Genomic DNA, 19,018 nt, shown 5'->3' on the forward strand with positions numbered 1-19,018 from the left:
TGTGTCCCCAAATTATAGGGAGCGGGTGGCGATGACATTGATGCCGGTGTTGAGCAGGTTTTCGATGATGATATCGCCCATTTTTACCGGGGCTTCCATTTCCACCCGGGCTATCTCCTCGACGGCGGGGAAGATCAAATCTTTCGGGATCGGTTTGTCGGTCTTCACCGGAAGGCGGGGGAGGGAGGCGTTGTGAATTACTACCGTTGAGGTAAGGATCCTGGTCGGGTTATAAAATTCGTCATAAGCATATTCCTTGCCGAGCTTGCACTGCTGCCCGCGGACCGACAGTTCGCCTTCCTTGTCTGCTTTCTCCTTAACCTGCATTTTGCACCCCAGTGGGCAGAGGATACAGATCATCTCTTTTTCCTTGGTTACGCTGGCCATCATGAATCCCCCTTTATTACATCTACTTTTAATTCTTTAAAACTTTCCACAGGCAGGTCAGACTTTTTCAGTTTGATCATAACCATTTCTCCCGGAGAGAGAACCTTTTTCCGGATTGTCTTGATCACTCTATCTCCGGCTGATATTACAAGGTCCGCCTCCTCATGTTGACCCCTGACCCGCAGGTAGAGATCGAGGCTGTCACCGATCAGGCCGCTGTTTACCCGATGAGGGACGATATAGCTGATGCAGCCCGCCGGTTTCGTTTCAAAGCTGAAGCCTTCAGGTTTCCCTTTCTGCTGTTTTATAAAAGAAGCGGCGCCCTTGCCGGCTTTTATACTCTCCTCGGTGACCCAGTCAACCAGGTCGTGAACATGGACAACGTTACCGCAGGCAAAAACACCCTCGATATTTGTTTCCATCGATTCGCTGACTACCGGACCGCCCGTGACCGGATCGAGTTCAACACCGGCGCCCTTCGAAAGCTCGTTTTCGGGAATAAGTCCCCGTGAAAAGAGGATAGTATCACATTCCAGATCTTGTTCAGTGCCGGGAATGGCCTGCTTGTTGCGGTCGGTTTTGGCAATGGTGATTCCTTCAACCCTGTTTTTGCCCTTGATATTGACTATAGTATGCTCCAGGAGCATGGGAATTCCATAATCTTCCACGCACTGCACGTAATTCCTGACTAACCCTTCGGAATATGGTTTGCGTTCGATTACAGCCACCACTTCGGCACCCTCGAGGACCATCCGGCGGGCCATGATCAGTCCAATATCACCGGAACCGAAAACGACAACCTTACGTCCCACCATGTAGCCTTCGATATTGACGATGCGCTGGGCCGTGCCTGCGGAAAATATCCCCGCCGGCCTGGTTCCCGGAATATTAATAGCCCCACGGGTTCTCTCCCGGCAGCCCATGGCCAGAACAACCGCCTTAGCCTGGACAGTGGTCAGGCCGTCCTTGCTGTTGATAAAGGTTACCTGCCTGTTTTTTCCGACAGAGAGGACCATGGAATCGAGCTTGCAGCAGATCCCCTTCGCTTTTAGCATTTCAATAAAACGTTCGGCATACTCCGGACCGGTCAGCTCTTCCCTGAACTGGTGAAGGCCGAAACCGTTATGGATGCACTGGTTAAGGATCCCTCCCAGTTCATGATCGCGTTCGATTACCAGTATATCGCTCACACCGTTTTCCCGGGCTCCGACGGCTGCAGCCATACCGGCCGGCCCACCGCCGATGATCACCAGGTCATAGGCGCTTTTAAGTTTATCTAAGTTGATATCTACCGGTTCGACAACCGGGCAGTAGCAATCGACAGGTGTGCCCGGTTTCGGATCAACCCGCTTCTCCTTGGTGGTCCCGGTAAGAATGTGTGAGCCCCGGTTATCCTTATTTACTTCCGGCATAGTTATGCCCAGCTCCCGCGAGATAATCTGGATTACCCGCGGCCCGCAGAAACCACCCTGGCATCGTCCGCCACCCGGCCGGGTCCGCCTCTTGATCCCGTCTACCGTCCTTGCTCCGACGGGACCCTGGATGGCCCTGACAATCTCACCCTCGGTGATACTTTCACAGCGACAGATCACCCGTCCGTAACGGGGATCTTCTTTGATCAGCTTTTCCCGGGCTTCTTTATCAAGGTCGAGAAAGTGGGTGTGGCTTTTCGGCCGGGCGATAAAATCGCTCTTTTTCTCAAATCCGCCGGCCGCCTTACTCAGCAGCTCCACAACATAACAGGCTATGGCCGGCGCAGAGACCAGTCCGGGTGATTCGATTCCGGCTACATTGAAAAATCCGGGCGATTCTTCGGCCTCTTCGATTATAAAGTCACCACGGTCGGTCTTAGCCCGCAGCCCGCTGAAAGTAGTGATCACTTCGTGGTAGGGCAGACCGGGTTTTATTTTTTCAGCATGCTCCCGCACATAGGCAAGCCCGTCAACAGTGGTTTCGGTCGCTTCGGGTGATTGGACGGGTTCGGCGTTTGGGCCGATTATCAGGTTACCGTGGGCGGTAGGGGAAATCAGAACACCTTTACCGAGAGCAGTCGGGCAGGGGAAGATAACATGATTGGCCCACCGGTCGGACCCTTTATCCAACAAAAAATATTCCCCACGGGTTGGTGTAATCTTGAAAGAAGGGGAGTTGACCAATTCGTTTATCCGGTCGGCATACAAACCGGCTGCATTGACCACGAACCTTGTTTCAACCGGCCGGCCTCCGCAGTTCAACTGGAATCCTCCGGCGCTTTTCTTGATTGTGGTTACCGGAGAATCGAGCAAAATTTCAACTCCGTTGGCCATGGCGCTTTCGGCCAGGGCAATGGCAAGGAGGTAGGGATCGGTAACCCCTCCGGTCGGCGAGTAGTGGGCACCCACTGCTTTTTCGCTCAGTCCCGGCTCGATTTTGTGCAGCTCATCCCTGTCGATCAATCTCTGTCCGGGAACGCCGTTAGTCAGGCCATTATCGTAAAGTTCCTGCAGCGTATCCAGTTCTTCCTCACTGAAGGCGACAACCAGCGAGCCGATCATCTTCAGCGGTACATCAAGCTCGCGGCAGAGCTCTTCGTACATGGCGTTACCTTCAACGTTGAAGCGGGCTTTAAAAGAACCAGGTTTCGGGTCAAAACCGGCATGCACGATAGCGCTGTTCGCCTTGGTCGTCCCATTGGCCACATCGCTGTCCTTTTCAATGAGGATCACCTTGAGTTTATATCTTGCCAACTCTCTTGCGATGGAAGTACCGTTAATCCCTGCTCCGATTATTGCTATGTCGTACATAGAAAACCTCCTAATAATTTCGGGACACATTAGTTAATTATATTTTCTGTCAATTCTCTACAGCTTTTTCAACATATTTTTGATCACATAGCTGAAGCAGCTAACCCATGCTCGGGTAAATCACAATGATGAATATTAAATTCCATTTCCTATTTCACGGTTATTCCAGCTCGCTTAAGAAAGCCTCAAGGCGGTCCAGCCCCTTAATGATATTTTCCATTGAAGTGGCGAAAGAGAGGCGCATGTAGTTCGGCGCTCCGAAGCCGGAACCGGGAACCACGGCCACATTCTGAATTTCCAGCATTAATCCGGCAAACTGATCACTGTTTTCGATGATCCGGCCCCTGTATTTCTTACCTACCGCTTCACCCAAACCGGCAAAGAGGTAAAATGTACCCATCGGTTCCAGGGCATCAAGGTAAGGCATGTTTATAATCCGCTCATACATGTATTTACGCCTTTCATCAAAGGCTTTCAACATTTCCCCGACACATTCCTGGGGTCCTGTCAGGGCGGCCAGTGCCGCTTTCTGGCTGATTGAGCACGGATTCGATGTAGTCTGGCTCTGGATGCTGGTCATTGTTTTTGCCAGTTCGGCATTAGAAGCGGTATAACCGATTCTCCATCCCGTCATGGCGTAAGTTTTGGACACACCGTTTACCACGATGGTCAGGTCTTTGATCTTCTCGTCGAAAGTGGCGATACTGATGTGGCGTTCTTCGCCATAGATTAGGTGCTCGTAAATTTCATCGGCAATGATATAGATGCCGCGGCTCAGGCAAAACTGAGCAATTCCTTTCAGTTCTTCCCGGGTTAAAACCTGTCCCGTCGGATTGGAAGGAGAGTTTAGGATCAACGCCTTTGTGCTGGGGGTAGCCGCCTGGCCTAGGACATCAAGGGTCACTTTCAGGCAGTTACTTTCAGCACTTTCCACGGCAACGGGAATACCGTCGGCCAGTTTGACCATTTCCGGATAACTGACCCAGTAGGGGACAGGAATAAGCACTTCGTCACCCGGATTGAGGAGGGCACAGAGCACGTTGTAGACTGAATGTTTTGCCCCGTTGCTGACCACGATCTCTGCCGGGCTGTACTCAAGTCCGTTTTCAACTTTTAATTTGTTACAGATTGCCTCTTTCAGTTCAGGAATTCCTGCTGCCGGGGTGTATCGGGTATAACCCTCATTGATCGCCCTGATTGCCGCCTCACGAATATGCTCCGGAGTATCAAAATCGGGTTCGCCAGCCCCGAAGCCGATAACATCAAGGCCCTGGCTTTTCATTTCCTTGGCTTTGCTGTCGATGGCCATGGTCGGAGATGGATTGATACTGAGCGCTTTTTTGGATAACATCCGAATCACCCCTATTAAATTAATATGAATTGGTATAATTTATTATTTTACCATAAATAATCTTTTTGGTATGCAGGAGGGATCCATAAAAGTTCATTGGCCATCAGCTGCCCGGGATTAACCGGGGTCTGGCCGATATTGACTTCCCAGTGCAGGTGATTGCCGGTAGCATAACCGGTCATCCCCACCGTGCCGATTAAATCGCCCCGTTCAACAATATCTCCAACCTCTACATTTATTGTATGCAGGTGCAGGTAGGTACTTGAAAGGTCCATGCCGTGATCGATAATTACCGAATTGCCTCCGGACAGCAGAAACTCAGCCAGCCTGACTATCCCGCGATTGGGGGCTATAACCGGAGTTCCTTCATCGACAGCGATGTCAATTCCGGCGTGACGACGAGGCGGATTGTTATTGATTACCCGTATAGCGGCATATTCAGAAGAAATTCGTCCCTCCAGCGGCGGAATAAAAGTTTGAACCCAGAGCGGGTGAGGTTCGGTCGTTTCCCGGGCAATGCGGACTTTCTCGCGATCTTCGGCCAGTCGGGCAGCGGTCCAGCCGGCAGTCCTATCTGCCGGCATACTGAACCGGGAAAACTTGAACTCTTTCGCGGCGATTTCAACCTGACCTTCGGCCAATGCAGCTCCCTTTGCAGTTGCATTTTCCTGAACAGGTACAACAGCTACTTTGTATGTTCCGGGATTGATATCCCAGTTGACCGCAATCACGGCGAATAAAAGGTTACCCACATGATAATAATCCGAGAGCACCCCAAAAAAATCAAAATCGATCTCGAAGTCTTCGCCCTGGGGGAGAGGACCGGCTTCAACAATAAGGAAATCGCCGGGAGCGGGTGATAGAGGGTAGAAAAATATTTGGGGTTCAACCTCAGATCCCTCCCGGGCTGAATTGTAGGGCACGATCGTGTCAGCCCTTACCGGTTCGGTAACGCCGCTGTCTCCCCCCGGGCCGGTAAGATAGAGATATGCAGCGCTAATTACTGCAAAGGTGGTCAAGGCCAGCACAAGCCAGTAATAGCCGGTGTTTCTTCTCTGGTTGCTCATTTAACTACTTGCCCCTGGATTTCTTTGCCTTTTCCCAGTCACTTAAGAAGCTTTTGATCCCCAGGTCGGTCAGCGGGTGTCTGAACATCTGCTGCAGAACTTTAAAAGGCATGGTGGCAATATGTGCGCCTGCCAGGGCAACGGCAGTAACATGTTCTGGGTGGCGAATGCTTGCGGCAATCACTTCCGTATCCAGATCATGCAGGTCGATTATATCGACAATATCGCGAACCAGATCGACACCGGTATGGCCGATATCATCCAGCCTTCCTAAAAAGGGACTCACATAAGACGCTCCGGCCCGCGCCGCCAGCATAGCCTGGTTGGCGGAAAAGATCAGCGTAACATTTATTCGAATCCCCTCTGCTGATAAAGTTTTCACTGCCCGCATTCCTTCTGGAATGATTGGTATCTTGACCACAACATTCGGGTGGACCGAGGCCAGTTTCCTCGCTTCTTTCAGCATTCCTTCGTATTCCAGCGAGAGTACTTCAGCGCTGATCGGTCCGTCAACCAGCCTGCATATTTCGGGCAGGATGTCTGTAAATTCCATATCTTCCCTTGCCGCCAGCGAAGGGTTGGTAGTGACCCCGCAGATCACTCCCCACTCAGCCGCCTGGCGGATTTCATCAACATTTGCCGTATCTAAATAGAGTTTCATCAAAATTCCTCCTCTGAATTCTTATCCAGCACTATTATTTGGTTATTCTACCAACATGATACCATCAATGCAACTCCGGGACTACCCGTACTTTATATTATACACTGCTCAATCCCTTTTTGTTTCTGTTGCCACTAACTGCCAAGACTGATAAAATTAAGCTCAGGAAGGTGATCGGCCATAGATACTTACGAAGAACTGCAAAAAAAATTCCCGACAAAGTTTGCTTCGACCAATGAAATATTCTGCAAAATCAGGGCTGGTGACCGCATTTTTATCTCAACCGGCTGCGGCGAACCTCAACACCTTGTTCAGCTCCTCGTTGAATACGTGGAGTCAAACCCGAAAGCCTTCTTCGATACCGAAGTTTTGCACGTCTGGACCCTGGGGGTTGCTCCCTATAATGACGAAAAGCTGAAAAATAATTTTCGCCAAAACTCTTTTTTTATCAGCAATCTTACCCGACAGGCAGTGAATGAAGGAGCAGCCGACTATACACCCATTTTCTTATCCGAAGTACCCGCTCTCTTCAGGCGCCGCCAGGTTCCTGTCGATGTAGCCCTTATCCAGGTTTCTCCGCCCGACGAACACGGCTATTGCAGCCTGGGAATTAGCCTCGACATTACCCGTGCCGCTGCCGAAAATGCCCAGCTGGTCATTGCCCAGGTTAATCCGGCTATGCCGCGCGTGCACGGAGACACATTCATCCACATTGATGAACTCGACTACCTGGTTTTTCACCATGAACCGATTCTCGAATTCAGAAGCCCCGGGCTCGATCCTGAAATTGTGAACAAGATTGGTCACTATGTTAGCCAGATTATCGAAGATGGTGACACGATCCAGGTAGGTTACGGAAGTGTGCCCAACGGAATAGTATCCTGCCTCTGTGACAAGAAAAACCTCGGCGTGCATACCGAACTGCTCGGAGACGGGCTGATTGAATTGATGAAAAAAGGGGTAATCGACAATAGTAAAAAGGAGCGGAACCGGGGTAAACTGGTCGCGTCATTCTGCATGGGTAGCCGGGAAACATACGAATATATTAACGATAACCCGGCTATTCTCTTCAAGGAGATCGATTACACCAACAGCCCCATGGTTATCGCCGGCCATGACCATATGACTGCCATAAACAGCGCCCTCGAGATCGACTTGAGCGGACAGGCTTCGGCAGAATCGCTCGGAAGCACCTTCTACAGCGGTATAGGTGGGCAGGCCAACTTTATGCGCGGCTCTGTCCTCGCGCCTTACGGTAAAAATATTCTGGCCCTCCTTTCAACAACCCGCGATGACGAGGCATCGCGTATCGTTCCTGCCCTGAAAGAGGGAGGAGGGGTTACCCTGACCCGTGGCGATATTCATTATGTGGTTACCGAGTACGGAATCGCCTACCTGCATGGCAAAAATATCAGGGAGCGAGCCATGAGTCTTATTGCCATCGCCCATCCCAAATTCCGGCCATGGCTAATTGAAGAAGCGAAAAAACGCTCGCTTATTTACAAGGATCAGGCCTTTTTCCCCGGTGCCCAGGGTGAATATCCCGAGCATCTCGAAACATACCGCACAACCAGGCACAATTTCAGCATTTTCCTGCGGCCGGTGAAAATCAGCGATGAACCGCTGATGAAAGATTTCTATTATTCGCTGTCCGAAAAGAGTATCTACAGCCGTTTTCTCTCGATCAGGAGACATATCCCGCACCCCGAGCTGCAGAAACACTTTGTTGTCATTGACTACACCAGGGAAATGGCTATTCTCGCTGTTGTTAAGAGCGCCGGGCAGGAAGAGATTGCCGGTCAGGCCCAGTACTGCATTTCCGAAGATACATTGTCAGCGGAAATCTCCATCGTTGTTCGCGATGAGTACCAGGGCAAGGGAATCGGTTTTGAACTTTTTTCCTACCTGGTAACCGTGGCCAAGAACCAGGGGTTGCATACCCTGACGGCTGATATTTTGCCCGACAACCTGGCCGTATTCCGCATGATCGATAAATTGGGCTTGAAATTCGACCGGAAATGGGACAGCGGTCTGATCAACGTTATCATCTATTTAAAATAAGAGTTGGGTTGATAAGAGGATTTAGCAATTATGACCATAGAATTTAAAAAAGAATCTTTTGATTCACTACATAAATACTGGAAAGGGCCGGAGCATCAACTGAACTGGCCCTCAGTTTTTACCATGCCCCTATGGCAAAAAACCTGGTGGGATAGCTTTGGTGCCATTTCCGGTTTCGATCTCTTACTGCGCTCAGCATGGGAAAAGGCCGAATTGATCGGGATTGCTCCCCTGGTCCGCCGGGATAAAACAGCTTTCCTCATCGGCAGCCCTGAGGTTTTTGATTATCTAGACTACGTATTGCAACCAGACCGGGAAAAGGCCTTTTTTCAGGCCCATCTTACCCACCTTAAAGAAGAAGGAATAGAAAAACTTGTGCTGCAGGCTCAACGGCCTGATGCTGCTGCATTCAAAGGGCTTTTCAGTAAGAACAGTAAGAACTTTGAAAGTATTGTCGGGATTAAAGCCGTCTTTGAAGCAGAAAACGAATCATCAGAGATAATTTTACCTGCCACCTGGGAAGATTATCTCAGTTTGTTAAACAAAAAACAGCGTCACGAAGTAAGGCGCAAGCTGCGTCGTCTTGGCGACGAAACCGAGACTTTCAGCTACCGGGTAATCGAACTAAAGGAAGATGTTATCGACTACCTGCCCCGGTTTCTCGAACTATTCCTGCAGAACCCCGAGAAGGCCGATTTTATGACCGGCCCGATGGAAAACTATTTCAATAAACTGATTGAATTAACGGCTGAATTAAACATGGTTCGTTTTGGAGTTCTTGAAATAGATGGTATCGATACCGCCATCGTCTTATATTTTGACTACGCCAATCATATCTACCTCTACAACAGCGGTTACAGTTCCGATTATGCTTCTTTAAGTGTGGGGTTGCTTTCAAAAGTACTCTGCATAAAGGATAGTATTGAAAAAGGCCGCCGGGTATTTGATTTTCTAAAAGGACGGGAAGTATACAAGAGCCGTCTCGGCGGCACAGCAGTGCCCATCTATCATATCGTGGTCAATTTGTAATAGTTCTATACGGGAAAATATCATTAGGGCAAAAATCGGGGGAAAGGGGTTATCGGAATAGACTCTCTGCGTTTTGCGTTCCTGAGCATTCACAGCTCACCTGTCGGCAGGCTCGGCACCAAGGATGCCGGAGGGATGAGCACCTATCAACTTGGTCTTGCCTCCGCACTCTCCGATGCAGGGCACCTGGTCGATATTTATACCCGTAAAACAGACCCGGAAGCTCCCGCTGTCCTAAAAGTATTCCCTGGAGTTCGCCTGCTTAATATTGATGACGGACAGGGAAACCTGGCGAAAAATGAAATTTACCCCTGCAGTTCACAGGTTGCATCAGCCATTTACAGGTTTATCGAGCTGGATACTACTCAAACAAAAGGTGGTTACAATATACTTTTCAGCCATTATTGGCTCTCCGGCGTGGCTGGACAGCTGCTTAAGCAAAAGTTTAAACTGCCGCACCTGGTCATGTTTCATACCCTGGGAAGGGCAAAAAATGAAGCCTGCTTGGAGGAAAAGGAGCCTCCGGAACGGATTAGGGAAGAGGAAAACCTGGCCCGAAACTGCGATCTGCTGGTTGCAGCAGCCGAGAGTGAAAAGGAAAGGCTGTGCAACTATTACAATCTTTTACCTGGAAAAGTTGCCCGGATTTACTGCGGCATCGATCGCCGGCTTTTCAAACCCCACGATCCTTTTCAGGCGAGAAGAGAACTGGGATTGGGCAGCGAAAAAATCATTCTTTTCGTCGGGCGTACCGAGCCGGTCAAGGGGCTGGATCTGTTGATCAGGGCCGCTGCCCTGCTGCCCCTGGAAGATAATTTTAAAGTCATTTTAATCGGCGGTGATTCTGCCGGAGAACCTTTAATTGCCGGGCTGAAAGAGCTTGCAGCCGGTCTCGGAATTCCGGAAAGGATAATTTTTATGGGAACAGTTGATCATCAAAGGCTGCCGCTGTTTTACAGCGCCGCCGCGGTGACCGCCATACCTTCATATTATGAAAGCCTCAGCCTGGCTGCCCTGGAATCGCTGGCCTGCGGGACACCTCTGGTTGCCGGCAGGGTTGGTATCATTCCCGAACTGCTGACCGCATACACCGAAAGCCCTCTCGGCTGGATGATTGAAAAGCGCGATCCGGCGCTCTGGGCTTCCAGCCTCCGTTCGGCTTTATTAAGAAATGAAAAGATTAATCAATCGATAATTGATCACGTTCTTGCCCCGTTTAACTGGACGGCGGCAGCCGACCACCTTGATGCCCGGTGCCGGGAACTGCTGTGATCTAACTCTTTGACATTCGGTGCAGGTATTCATTATAATTACATAATCGACAGCAGTAATGAATCAGTGGTAAAAGCTTAAAGGAGCGGTAAAATGGTAAAAGCGAATAAAAATACGGCAAAGAAGCCGGTAAAAGATTTAACCGAAGAAATTAAAGCCGATATAATGATTATCAGCCCCCACCCTGATGACTCAGAATTTGGTGCCGCCGGTTCCGTGGCTCGCTGGGTCAGGGAAGGGAAAACCGTGGTATATGTTATCTGTACCGGCGGGGAAAAGGGAACCAGCGATCCTGCAGTTAAACCTGAAGAACTGGCCAAAACCCGTGTGAAAGAGCAGCAGGCCGCTGCCGATCTACTTGGGGTTAAGAAAGTGATCTTTCTCGGCTATGAAGACCAAACCCTGGAGGATACTCCCGAATTCCGCAAGGAAATCGTTCGCTGGATCCGCACCTTTAAGCCTGATGCACTGGTCACTGCCGACCCCTACCGGCGTTATATCTGGCACCGTGATCACCGGATCACCGGCCAGGTTGTACTGGATGCCGCTTTTCCCTATGCCCGCGACCATCTATCTTACCCAGATTTCTATGAAGAAGGGTTGATGCCCCATAAAGTAAAGGAGATCTTCCTCTGGGCGAGTGAAGATCCCAACTACTTCTCCGATATCACCGATACATATGAAACCAAGCTTGCCGCCCTGCAGTGCCATGAGAGCCAGGTGGGTGGGCATCATTTCCCATCAATCAAACAGTGGTTGACCCAACGTGCCCGTGATGCTGCCCGCGACCAGGAATTCGAGCTGGCTGAAGCTTTTCACCGGGTGGAAATTCCCTGGTGATCATAATTCATAATCAGGTGGTTCTAAATCTCCATCCAGGTAACATCACCGCAGATTTTTTCGCCGAGCTTCCTTGATTCAAAAGACTTGATCTGTTCACGTTCTTTCTTCAGTTCCGTAGATTCGCCATGTCCGGGCAGGATCTCTGTCTCATCGGGCAGGACGAGAACTTTGTTTTTGATAGATTGCAGAATCTGACGGAAATCATCAGGTGTTGAAGTTTTACCCGGGCCGCCTGGGAAGATGGTATCGCCTGCTATCAGGTAATTGCCTACCTTAAAACATAACCCGCCGATAGTGTGTCCCGGAGTGTGGAGAACTTCTATCTTGTAATCACAGAATTCTATAGAATAGCCATCCTTCAAGAGCTTGTCCGGTTTCACCGGTAGTGTTCCGGCATCACCCTCGTGTGCCGCCAGTGGCGCGCCGAGAGCCTCGTAAATTTCATTCAAAGCCATGACGTGATCCCCGTGACCGTGGGTAATCAGGATATATTTTACGTCCGTTCCCGCAAGTTTTTCAATTATTGTTCCGGCATTGCCGGGGGCATCGACCAGGATGCTTTCATTGTTATCTGTACAGATCAGCACATAGGCATTTGTCCCGAAAGGCTCGGTCTCCAGCCTGTATATTTCCAGGGTTCCCGTTTTGCCGACCAATTCAAATGTTTTGCTCATTCTGAGCACCTCCGCTCTTCATCTCTATCTTTTATATATAATTCTAAATCGTCAGGGCATTGTCCTTCCTCTAATTGCGGACCCCATTTCTGATAATCTATATTTTCTATAGCTTATTTCCCTAAACTTGCATCATAGGTTATAATATTTTCTGTGAACAATTAATCCGGGATTACGGTTCCAATCAAAGCAGGAAGAGGGAAAGTGTAATGTCCAAAGTAAAAGTTGCAATTGTCGGCGTCGGCAACTGTGCCAGCGCCCTGGTCCAGGGAATCCACTACTACAGGGATAAAACAGCAGAAGACGCGGTCGGTTTATTGCATTGGGAAATAGGCGGTTATCGCCCTTTTGATATTGAGGTAGTCACGGCATTTGATATTGACAAACGTAAAGTCGGGGAGGATGTGAATTCCGCCGTCCTGGCTCCTCCCAACTGCACAACCCTTTTCTCTCCCGATCTGCCTTCGACCGGAGTGAAAGTCCGGATGGGTCGTGTGCTTGACGGGGTTTCCGATCATATGCTTAAGTTTGAAGATGAGTATACTTTTGTTCTCAGCGAAGAAAAAGAACCGGAAAAAGAAGAGATAATCAATATCCTGCGTGAAACCGGGGCAGAAGTGCTCCTTAACTACCTGCCGGCTGGTTCGGAAGAAGCAGCCCGCTTTTATGCCCGCTGCGCACTTGAAGCCGAAGTAGCCTTTATCAACAACATCCCGGTTTTTATCGCCAGTAACCCCGAATGGGAAGCCCTCTTCAAAGAAAAAAATATTCCCGTTATCGGCGATGATATTAAATCCCAGATGGGGGCGACTATTATTCACCGTGCCCTGGCCGAGCTATTCAGCAAGCGCGGGGTTAAGCTTGATCGTTCCTACCAGCTGAACACCGGAGGAAATACCGATTTTCTGAACATGACTAACCATGAAAGACTGGCCACCAAAAGGATCTCGAAAACCGAAGCGGTCCAGTCGGCCGCGGCCAAAAGGCTTGCCGACAGGGATATTCATATCGGGCCGAGTGATTACGTGCCCTGGCAGAAAGATAATAAAGTTTGCTTCCTGCGCATGGAAGGCCAGATTTTCGGAAATGTGCCCATCAACCTTGAAATGCGTTTAAGTGTTGAAGATTCTCCCAACTCGGCCGGTATCGCCATCGACACCATTCGCTGCTGTAAACTTGCCCTCGACAGGGAAGAGGGAGGAGTGCTTGAAGGTCCGTCAGCCTACTTTTCCAAGCATCCGCCCCGTCAGTACCCCGATCACGTGGCCTATCAGATGACCGAGGATTTTATTCGCGGTAAAAGCTGATTTTAAAAGAGAAGACGTCCGCAATTTAATAATACTGACCTGATTTATTAAAAACACCCCGCCGATAAATTACGGCAGGGTGTTAATTGTATTTCAGGCTGTACCTCAATAGTTTATAAAGCCGATCATTTTTATGGTGAGTATTAAAGGCTCCGGGCCAAATCGAAACCTTCACGGACAGCTTCAGTTATTTTACGCGGCTTTTTTGCATCGCCAATCAAATGCAGTTCGTTGACCTTTCCCTCAAGTTTTTCAAAAAGCTTGTTATTGGCGGCGGCACCGATAGCGAGGATTACGGTATCGGCCGGAAGAGTCTTGACAGCGCCTTCTTTTTCGATGGTCACTCCTTCAGCGCTAACCTCTTTCACGGTCCATTGGTCGAGGACCTTTACGCCCAGGCGGTGCAGGCACTTGATCGTTACCCAACGGGTGCTGATTCCCATATCGCGCCCCACTCCTTTTTCCATTTCCACCAGGGTAACCCGGCGTGTTCCACGGTTAAGCAGCTCTTTTAATCTTTCAGGAGTTTCGGCATCGTTTTCCATCAAAAATTTAAGCGTTTCAGCCGAGATGGCGCCCATTTCAGCCACCGCGACGGCTGTTTCGCAGCCGACGGAACCTCCGCCGATTACCACCACCTCTTTGCCGGGTATAACTGAACCGTCCAGTACTTCCTGAGCGCTTACGACCGGAATAGAATCTTTTACCGGAAATGGTGCCGCCAGCGGCCTGCCACCGGTTGCTACAATCACAACGTCTGCTTCGAAACCGGCAATTTCCTCTGCCGACGCCTCCCGGTTCAGGATGATCGTCACACCGTTGCGGGCCAGCTGATCTTCATAAAAATCGAGGAAGGTGTTGAAATCTTCTTTGCCCGGTGGCATGGCAGCATAAAGCAGGTTGCCACCGAGCGTTTGCCCCTTCTCCCAGATTGTTACCCTGTGCCCTCTCTCGGCAGCTATTCTTGCTGCTTCTAAACCGGCCGGCCCGCCGCCGACGACTAGCACCTTTTTCGATTCATCGGCAGGTTTTACCTCAACCTCAAATTCCCTTCCAGCAAGCGGGTTAACTGTGCAGTGCACATCCTGAAAAGTAAAGACCATATCGAGACAGCCCTGGTTGCAGGCAATACAGCGTCTTATCGAGCCCAATTCACCAGCCAGGGTTTTGTTGGGTAGATCGGGATCGGCAATCAGAGGGCGGCCCATATTAACCATATCGGCCAGATGGTGGCGGAGGATTCCCTCGGCAACCAGGGGGTCGTTGATCCGGTTGCTGGCGATAACCGGCACAGTGACTGCTTCTTTAATGCCTCTTGCCAGGTAAGCAAAACCGCCTCTGGGCAGATCTCCGGTTATCTGGGGCACCCGTGACTCATGCCACCCTCCGGTTACATTAAAGCAGTCAACGCCTGCTTTCTCCAGTTCAGTGGCAAACATGGCTGCTTCTATGTTGGTATTGCTCCCCGGCATGAAATCGTGGCCGGAGAGCCTGACGATTATGGGGAAATCAGGACCAACCTTTTCCCTCACTCTCCCGACAACTTCCACTCCGAAGCGGATTCTGTTTTCCCAGGATCCTCCGTACTGATCTGTTCGCTCGTTGGTGATAGGTGAAAGAAACTGGCAGATCAGGTAACCGGCGCTGGCGATAATTTCCACTGCATCGAACCCCGATTCCTTAGCCCTTCTCGCCGCTTCACCGAAACTTTCAATAACTGTTTCGATGTCATTGGCGCTCATTTCCCGCGGGGTCTCCCTCGTCAGACGGGAGGCGATCGGTGAGGGGGCCACCGGCTGATTACCGCTCATCATGCTGTGACTGTATCGGCCTGCCTGGTAGAGCTGGGCTGCTACGGCCGCCCCGCCTGCCCTGACGGCTGCGGTCAGATTTTTCAGGCCTTCAATAAATTTATCGTCGTGCAGGCCGACCATCATTGGGCCCGGTCCCAGCATATCGATAGTGCAGCCGCCGATAGTGATTAACCCTGCTCCGCCGTGGGCTCTGGTTTCGTAATATTTAATCAGCCTGTCGTTAACAAAACCATCAGGAGTATAGCAGTGATGAATCGCCGGCATGGCGATCCTGTTTTTAAGTTCCAGGTTTCCGATTTTTATTGGCTCAAACAATTTCATCTGTGTGATCGCTCCTTTTCGGGGGAGAATAAATATTAATTCGCCACAAATATTTTAAAGCCTGCCGAAATGGTGGCACAAATTATTCATCTTTGGAAAAACGTATAAAAGGTATAAAAAGAAGGAAGGAATATAGACAAAATATCTTGAATTTTACCAGGGGAGGCGATAATAATGACGAGCAGTCCGCTGCAGCAGATCCTGTATCCCCGTTCAATAGCCACCGTAGGCGCCGGTAACAACCCGATGAAAATGGGCGCTATCCAGGCATTGAGCATTGTTAAAGATGGTTTTCCGGGTAAATTTTACCCGGTTCATCCCACCGAAAAAGAAATTTTCGGCTATAAAGCATACCCGACGGCGCTGGACCTGCCTGAGGCTCCCGACCTGGTTATGTTCGTTCTGCCGGCCCAGCTGGTGGTTCAACTTCTCGACGATTTCGGCCGGATCGGCACAAGGAGAGCTATTATCATAACAGCCGGTTTCAGGGAAACAGGGGAAGAGGGGCACAAACTGGAAGAACGGCTTATTGAAGTTGCCGAACGCCACGGCATAAGGTTTCTCGGCCCAAACTGTATGGGTATTATTAATACCGAGATCAATTTAAATGTAACCGTGATGCCTCTTGCTGCAATGCCCGGAAGCCTTGGCATGGCTTCGCAGAGCGGGACATATATTACCCAGACCCTGCCTTACCTGCAGCGGCGGGGGATCCGTTTCAGCAAAGCGATAAGTGTCGGTAATGAAAGCGACCTGAATATCATTGATGCTCTTGAATTTTTAGGCTCCGATCAGCAGACAAAGGCAATCGCCCTTTATATTGAGGGGATCAGGGACGGAAGTCGTTTTCTTGAAGTTGCCAGAAAAATTACCCCCCAAAAGCCGATCATTGCCCAGTATGTGGGCGGTTCAAAAGCCGGCGCCAGGGCCGGTTCAAGCCATACGGGAGCGATGGCCGGGCCTGATTACCTTTATGACGGGCTCTTTAGGCAGGCCGGAATTCTAAGAGTCGACTCGGTTGAAGAGCTTTACAACCAGGGTTGGGTCCTGGCTACCCAGACGCCGCTTAAAGGCAGCAGGATTGCAGTATTAACCAATTCGGGAGGCCCCGGCACAGCAATTTCCCATACTTGCAATGCCGGTGGGCTTGATATACCGCAATTCAGTGAAGGCCTGCAGGAGAAGATCCGGGAGCTGATCCCGCCTTATGGCGCTGCCGGCAATCCGGTGGATCTAACCTTTCACCTTGATGCCGAAGTGCTCAGCAACCGACTACCCGAGCTGCTAATGGGCAGTGGTGAAATTGATGGAATGATTGCCCACGGACTGATGAGCAGCGGGTTTCTGCGGGCGGTTTTCCCCCATATCAAGGAATTGCTCGGGTTTGAAGATGAAGAGCAGTTTATCAGCCAGTTCAGCCGTGATCTTACCGGTCCCGTTTCACTGCCGAAAAAATATGGCATCCCGCTCATCCTCTCCTCATTTTTCGGGAGAGAGGATAACTACACGACTGCTTACCAGGACAATGACATCCCAGTTTTCGATGCACCGGAAAAAGCAGCCCGGGGCATGCTCGCCCTTCACCGTTATAACCTGGTGAAAAGAAGATCTCCCTTCCAGCCGGCCGAAATTCCATCAAAATCCGAGCAGGTTGAGGAAATAATTAAAAACGGACTGGAGCATGGTGAGTTTACCCTCAACGAATACTGCTCCAAAAAAATACTCGCTGCCTACGGTGTGCCGATCAGCCGGGAGATGCTCACCTTTAACGAAGAGGAGGCTGTTGCTTCGGCGATAATAATCGACTTTCCCGTGGTCTTAAAAGCCTGTTCGTCTGAATATGTCCATAAAACCGGAAAAGGCTTGATTCAGCTAAATCTGAACAGCGTGGATGAGGTGCGGAACGCTTTCCGGTCGATCATCAAGGCAGCCGGGAAGGATATACCGGTCCTGGTATCGAAAATGGTCAAGGGTGAGCGTGAAGTCATGGCCGGGATGGTCCGGCACCCGGGATTCGGTCCCTGTGTCCTCTTCGGCCTGGGTGGAATCTTTACCGAAGCTCTCCACGACAACACTTTCAGGTTAGCTCCGCTCAGCCGGGATGAAGCGGCAGAAATGATTGGTGATATCCGGTCTGCTGAAATTCTAAATAACTACCGGGGATTACCGGAGGTTGATCGGGCTCTCCTTGGAGCTATCCTGCAGGCCATCGGCAGTATAGCCATCCTTCACCCGGATATTGCCGAAATCGACATCAACCCGATCATGATCAGCGGTAATCAGCCCGTTGCCGTTGATGCCCTGGTTGTGCTTGAAAAATAATCATAATTCCTTCCTGTAAACAGGAGAGAAGAGAAGACGGTGTATAATAATGGCTGAAGCTGAAGCTGAAGTGGAAGTCTGCGGTTTCGGAAAACTATTCTTCCTCTTTAAGGAACGCGGCTGGGAAAATCCACATATCCATAAGATGTCCGGATCGCTGACGGCCAGGGAGCTGATGGACGAGCTCGATATCCCTGCAGAAAGCGTGGAAGTGGCTTTTATCAACAGGGCGATTATGCCGCTGTCCACCCGGCTTAAAGATGGTGACCGGGTTGCCTATGTCCCTCCGGGAGTCCCGAGTATTCACCGTTTTAATCTTGGGTTTTACGATGCCAAAGAAACAGACAGGCGGGCTGAAAAGAAGTAAGCAGGTTTCTGAATCGCTATCCCGAGAGGTTATAGATAATGTGCGGAAGATTTGCTCTGGCCACGGAAAAACATATTCTTGATCTGCTTTACGAGCTTGAAGCGCGGTCCGATCTTGAACTGCAGCCCCGGTACAATATTGCGCCTACCCAGGAGACGTTGGCCCTGCGTCTATCGCCTAACGATAATAAACGGGAGCTTGTTTCACTCAAGTGGGGACTGGTTCCTTTCTGGGCGGATGACAAGTCGATTGGCAGCCGGATGATCAATGCCCGCTCCGAAACGGTGGCCGAGAAACCCTCTTTCAGAGATGCTTTCAGGAAGAGGAGACTGCTCGTACCGGCCAGCGGATTCTACGAGTGGAAAAAAGAAGACGGTGGCAAACAGCCCTATTTTATCACTCAGAAGGACAAGCATCCCTTCTCCTTTGCCGGTCTCTGGGAACGCTGGGATAAGGGAGACAGTCCGCTCGAAACCTTTACTATCCTCACTACCGAACCGAATTCACTTCTTGCCGAGCTCCATAACCGTATGCCGGTGATTATCCCCGAAAAGGATTATGCCCGGTGGCTAGATCCTTCTGCCGGAGTTGAAACCCTTCAACAGCTGCTCATTCCCTATCCTGCCGAAGAGTTGAGCGCCTACCCGGTTTCCCGACTGGTTAACAGCCCTGCCAACGATTCATCGGAACTGATCAACCCTCAATCGAAATAATTGCAGAATAACAAAAATGAATTGACGTTCATTATCTCATCAATTA

15 protein-coding genes are annotated in these 19,018 nt (G+C 50.2%); 8 read left to right on the forward strand and 7 right to left on the reverse strand.

What is annotated here, in order from left to right; all coding sequences use genetic code 11:
• Positions 1–12: 12 nt before the first annotated feature.
• The 5 genes from SCJ97_01850 to fsa form a co-directional block, all read right to left on the reverse strand.
• Entirely contained in the window at positions 13–387 is a 375-nt protein-coding gene (locus SCJ97_01850) for a DUF1667 domain-containing protein (protein MDW7738788.1), read from the reverse strand.
• The gene (locus SCJ97_01855) at positions 387–3,170 is read right to left on the reverse strand and encodes an FAD-dependent oxidoreductase (protein MDW7738789.1); all 2,784 of its coding nucleotides are present in this window, start codon (positions 3,168–3,170) and stop codon (positions 387–389) included. The genes SCJ97_01850 and SCJ97_01855 overlap by 1 nt, the downstream gene beginning before the upstream one ends.
• A gap of 160 nt (positions 3,171–3,330) precedes the next feature.
• The gene (locus tag SCJ97_01860; GenBank protein ID MDW7738790.1) at positions 3,331–4,521 is read right to left on the reverse strand and encodes a pyridoxal phosphate-dependent aminotransferase; all 1,191 of its coding nucleotides are present in this window, start codon (positions 4,519–4,521) and stop codon (positions 3,331–3,333) included.
• 47 nt (positions 4,522–4,568) lie between these two features.
• A complete protein-coding gene (locus tag SCJ97_01865) occupies positions 4,569–5,588 on the reverse strand; it encodes a M23 family metallopeptidase (protein ID MDW7738791.1) in 1,020 nt (339 codons plus the stop codon).
• A 4-nt stretch (positions 5,589–5,592) separates the two neighbouring features.
• Positions 5,593–6,249 (reverse strand): fructose-6-phosphate aldolase, encoded by a 657-nt coding sequence (fsa, locus tag SCJ97_01870; protein MDW7738792.1) that lies wholly within the window; start codon positions 6,247–6,249, stop codon positions 5,593–5,595.
• A 180-nt stretch (positions 6,250–6,429) separates the two neighbouring features.
• Here fsa and SCJ97_01875 point away from each other — a divergent pair, with 180 nt between their 5' ends.
• From SCJ97_01875 to SCJ97_01890, 4 genes are all read left to right on the forward strand, one after another.
• Positions 6,430–8,310 carry a GNAT family N-acetyltransferase gene (locus tag SCJ97_01875; protein MDW7738793.1) on the forward strand — a complete coding sequence of 627 codons (1,881 nt, stop codon included), beginning with the start codon at positions 6,430–6,432 and terminating at the stop codon, positions 8,308–8,310.
• 30 nt (positions 8,311–8,340) lie between these two features.
• Entirely contained in the window at positions 8,341–9,339 is a 999-nt protein-coding gene (locus SCJ97_01880) for a GNAT family N-acetyltransferase (GenBank protein MDW7738794.1), read from the forward strand.
• 135 nt (positions 9,340–9,474) lie between these two features.
• Positions 9,475–10,611, forward strand: coding sequence for a glycosyltransferase (locus SCJ97_01885; GenBank protein MDW7738795.1), 1,137 nt, complete (start codon positions 9,475–9,477; stop codon positions 10,609–10,611).
• 93 nt (positions 10,612–10,704) lie between these two features.
• Positions 10,705–11,451 carry a PIG-L deacetylase family protein gene (locus tag SCJ97_01890; protein ID MDW7738796.1) on the forward strand — a complete coding sequence of 249 codons (747 nt, stop codon included), beginning with the start codon at positions 10,705–10,707 and terminating at the stop codon, positions 11,449–11,451.
• 23 nt (positions 11,452–11,474) lie between these two features.
• Here the strand turns inward: SCJ97_01890 and SCJ97_01895 are convergent, their stop codons facing one another.
• Entirely contained in the window at positions 11,475–12,128 is a 654-nt protein-coding gene (locus SCJ97_01895) for an MBL fold metallo-hydrolase (GenBank protein ID MDW7738797.1), read from the reverse strand.
• Positions 12,129–12,337: 209 nt separating this feature from the next.
• Here SCJ97_01895 and SCJ97_01900 point away from each other — a divergent pair, with 209 nt between their 5' ends.
• A complete protein-coding gene (locus tag SCJ97_01900; GenBank protein ID MDW7738798.1) occupies positions 12,338–13,435 on the forward strand; it encodes an inositol-3-phosphate synthase in 1,098 nt (365 codons plus the stop codon).
• Between the two features lie 143 nt (positions 13,436–13,578).
• On the opposite strand, the gene SCJ97_01905 is transcribed toward SCJ97_01900, so the two are convergent.
• Positions 13,579–15,570: an FAD-dependent oxidoreductase gene (locus SCJ97_01905; protein ID MDW7738799.1), complete on the reverse strand. Its 1,992-nt coding sequence runs from the start codon at positions 15,568–15,570 to the stop codon at positions 13,579–13,581.
• Positions 15,571–15,744: 174 nt separating this feature from the next.
• On the opposite strand from SCJ97_01905, the gene SCJ97_01910 reads away from it, so the two are divergent.
• From SCJ97_01910 to SCJ97_01920, 3 genes are read left to right on the forward strand one after another with little or no spacing between them, the layout of a single operon-like run.
• Complete coding sequence (locus SCJ97_01910) at positions 15,745–17,892, forward strand: acetate--CoA ligase family protein (protein ID MDW7738800.1); 2,148 nt, start codon at positions 15,745–15,747, stop codon at positions 17,890–17,892.
• Positions 17,893–17,941: 49 nt separating this feature from the next.
• A complete protein-coding gene (locus SCJ97_01915) occupies positions 17,942–18,259 on the forward strand; it encodes a MoaD/ThiS family protein (protein ID MDW7738801.1) in 318 nt (105 codons plus the stop codon).
• A 38-nt stretch (positions 18,260–18,297) separates the two neighbouring features.
• Positions 18,298–18,972 carry an SOS response-associated peptidase gene (locus tag SCJ97_01920; protein MDW7738802.1) on the forward strand — a complete coding sequence of 225 codons (675 nt, stop codon included), beginning with the start codon at positions 18,298–18,300 and terminating at the stop codon, positions 18,970–18,972.
• Positions 18,973–19,018: the final 46 nt, after the last annotated feature.

Source organism: Bacillota bacterium (assembly GCA_033549065.1).
In the GTDB taxonomy this organism is placed as follows: Bacteria; Bacillota; Dethiobacteria; order DTU022; family DTU022; genus JAWSUE01.

Coding starts and splice junctions, on each gene's coding strand:
- SCJ97_01850 (MDW7738788.1), bottom strand. CDS start 387: ATGGCCAGCGTAACCAAGGAAAAAGAGATGATCTGTATCCTCTGCCCA.
- SCJ97_01855 (MDW7738789.1), bottom strand. CDS start 3,170: ATGTACGACATAGCAATAATCGGAGCAGGGATTAACGGTACTTCCATC.
- SCJ97_01860 (MDW7738790.1), bottom strand. CDS start 4,521: ATGTTATCCAAAAAAGCGCTCAGTATCAATCCATCTCCGACCATGGCC.
- SCJ97_01865 (MDW7738791.1), bottom strand. CDS start 5,588: ATGAGCAACCAGAGAAGAAACACCGGCTATTACTGGCTTGTGCTGGCC.
- fsa (MDW7738792.1), bottom strand. CDS start 6,249: ATGAAACTCTATTTAGATACGGCAAATGTTGATGAAATCCGCCAGGCG.
- SCJ97_01880 (MDW7738794.1), top strand. CDS start 8,341: ATGACCATAGAATTTAAAAAAGAATCTTTTGATTCACTACATAAATAC.
- SCJ97_01885 (MDW7738795.1), top strand. CDS start 9,475: ATGAGCACCTATCAACTTGGTCTTGCCTCCGCACTCTCCGATGCAGGG.
- SCJ97_01890 (MDW7738796.1), top strand. CDS start 10,705: ATGGTAAAAGCGAATAAAAATACGGCAAAGAAGCCGGTAAAAGATTTA.
- SCJ97_01895 (MDW7738797.1), bottom strand. CDS start 12,128: ATGAGCAAAACATTTGAATTGGTCGGCAAAACGGGAACCCTGGAAATA.
- SCJ97_01900 (MDW7738798.1), top strand. CDS start 12,338: ATGTCCAAAGTAAAAGTTGCAATTGTCGGCGTCGGCAACTGTGCCAGC.
- SCJ97_01905 (MDW7738799.1), bottom strand. CDS start 15,570: ATGAAATTGTTTGAGCCAATAAAAATCGGAAACCTGGAACTTAAAAAC.
- SCJ97_01910 (MDW7738800.1), top strand. CDS start 15,745: ATGACGAGCAGTCCGCTGCAGCAGATCCTGTATCCCCGTTCAATAGCC.
- SCJ97_01915 (MDW7738801.1), top strand. CDS start 17,942: ATGGCTGAAGCTGAAGCTGAAGTGGAAGTCTGCGGTTTCGGAAAACTA.
- SCJ97_01920 (MDW7738802.1), top strand. CDS start 18,298: ATGTGCGGAAGATTTGCTCTGGCCACGGAAAAACATATTCTTGATCTG.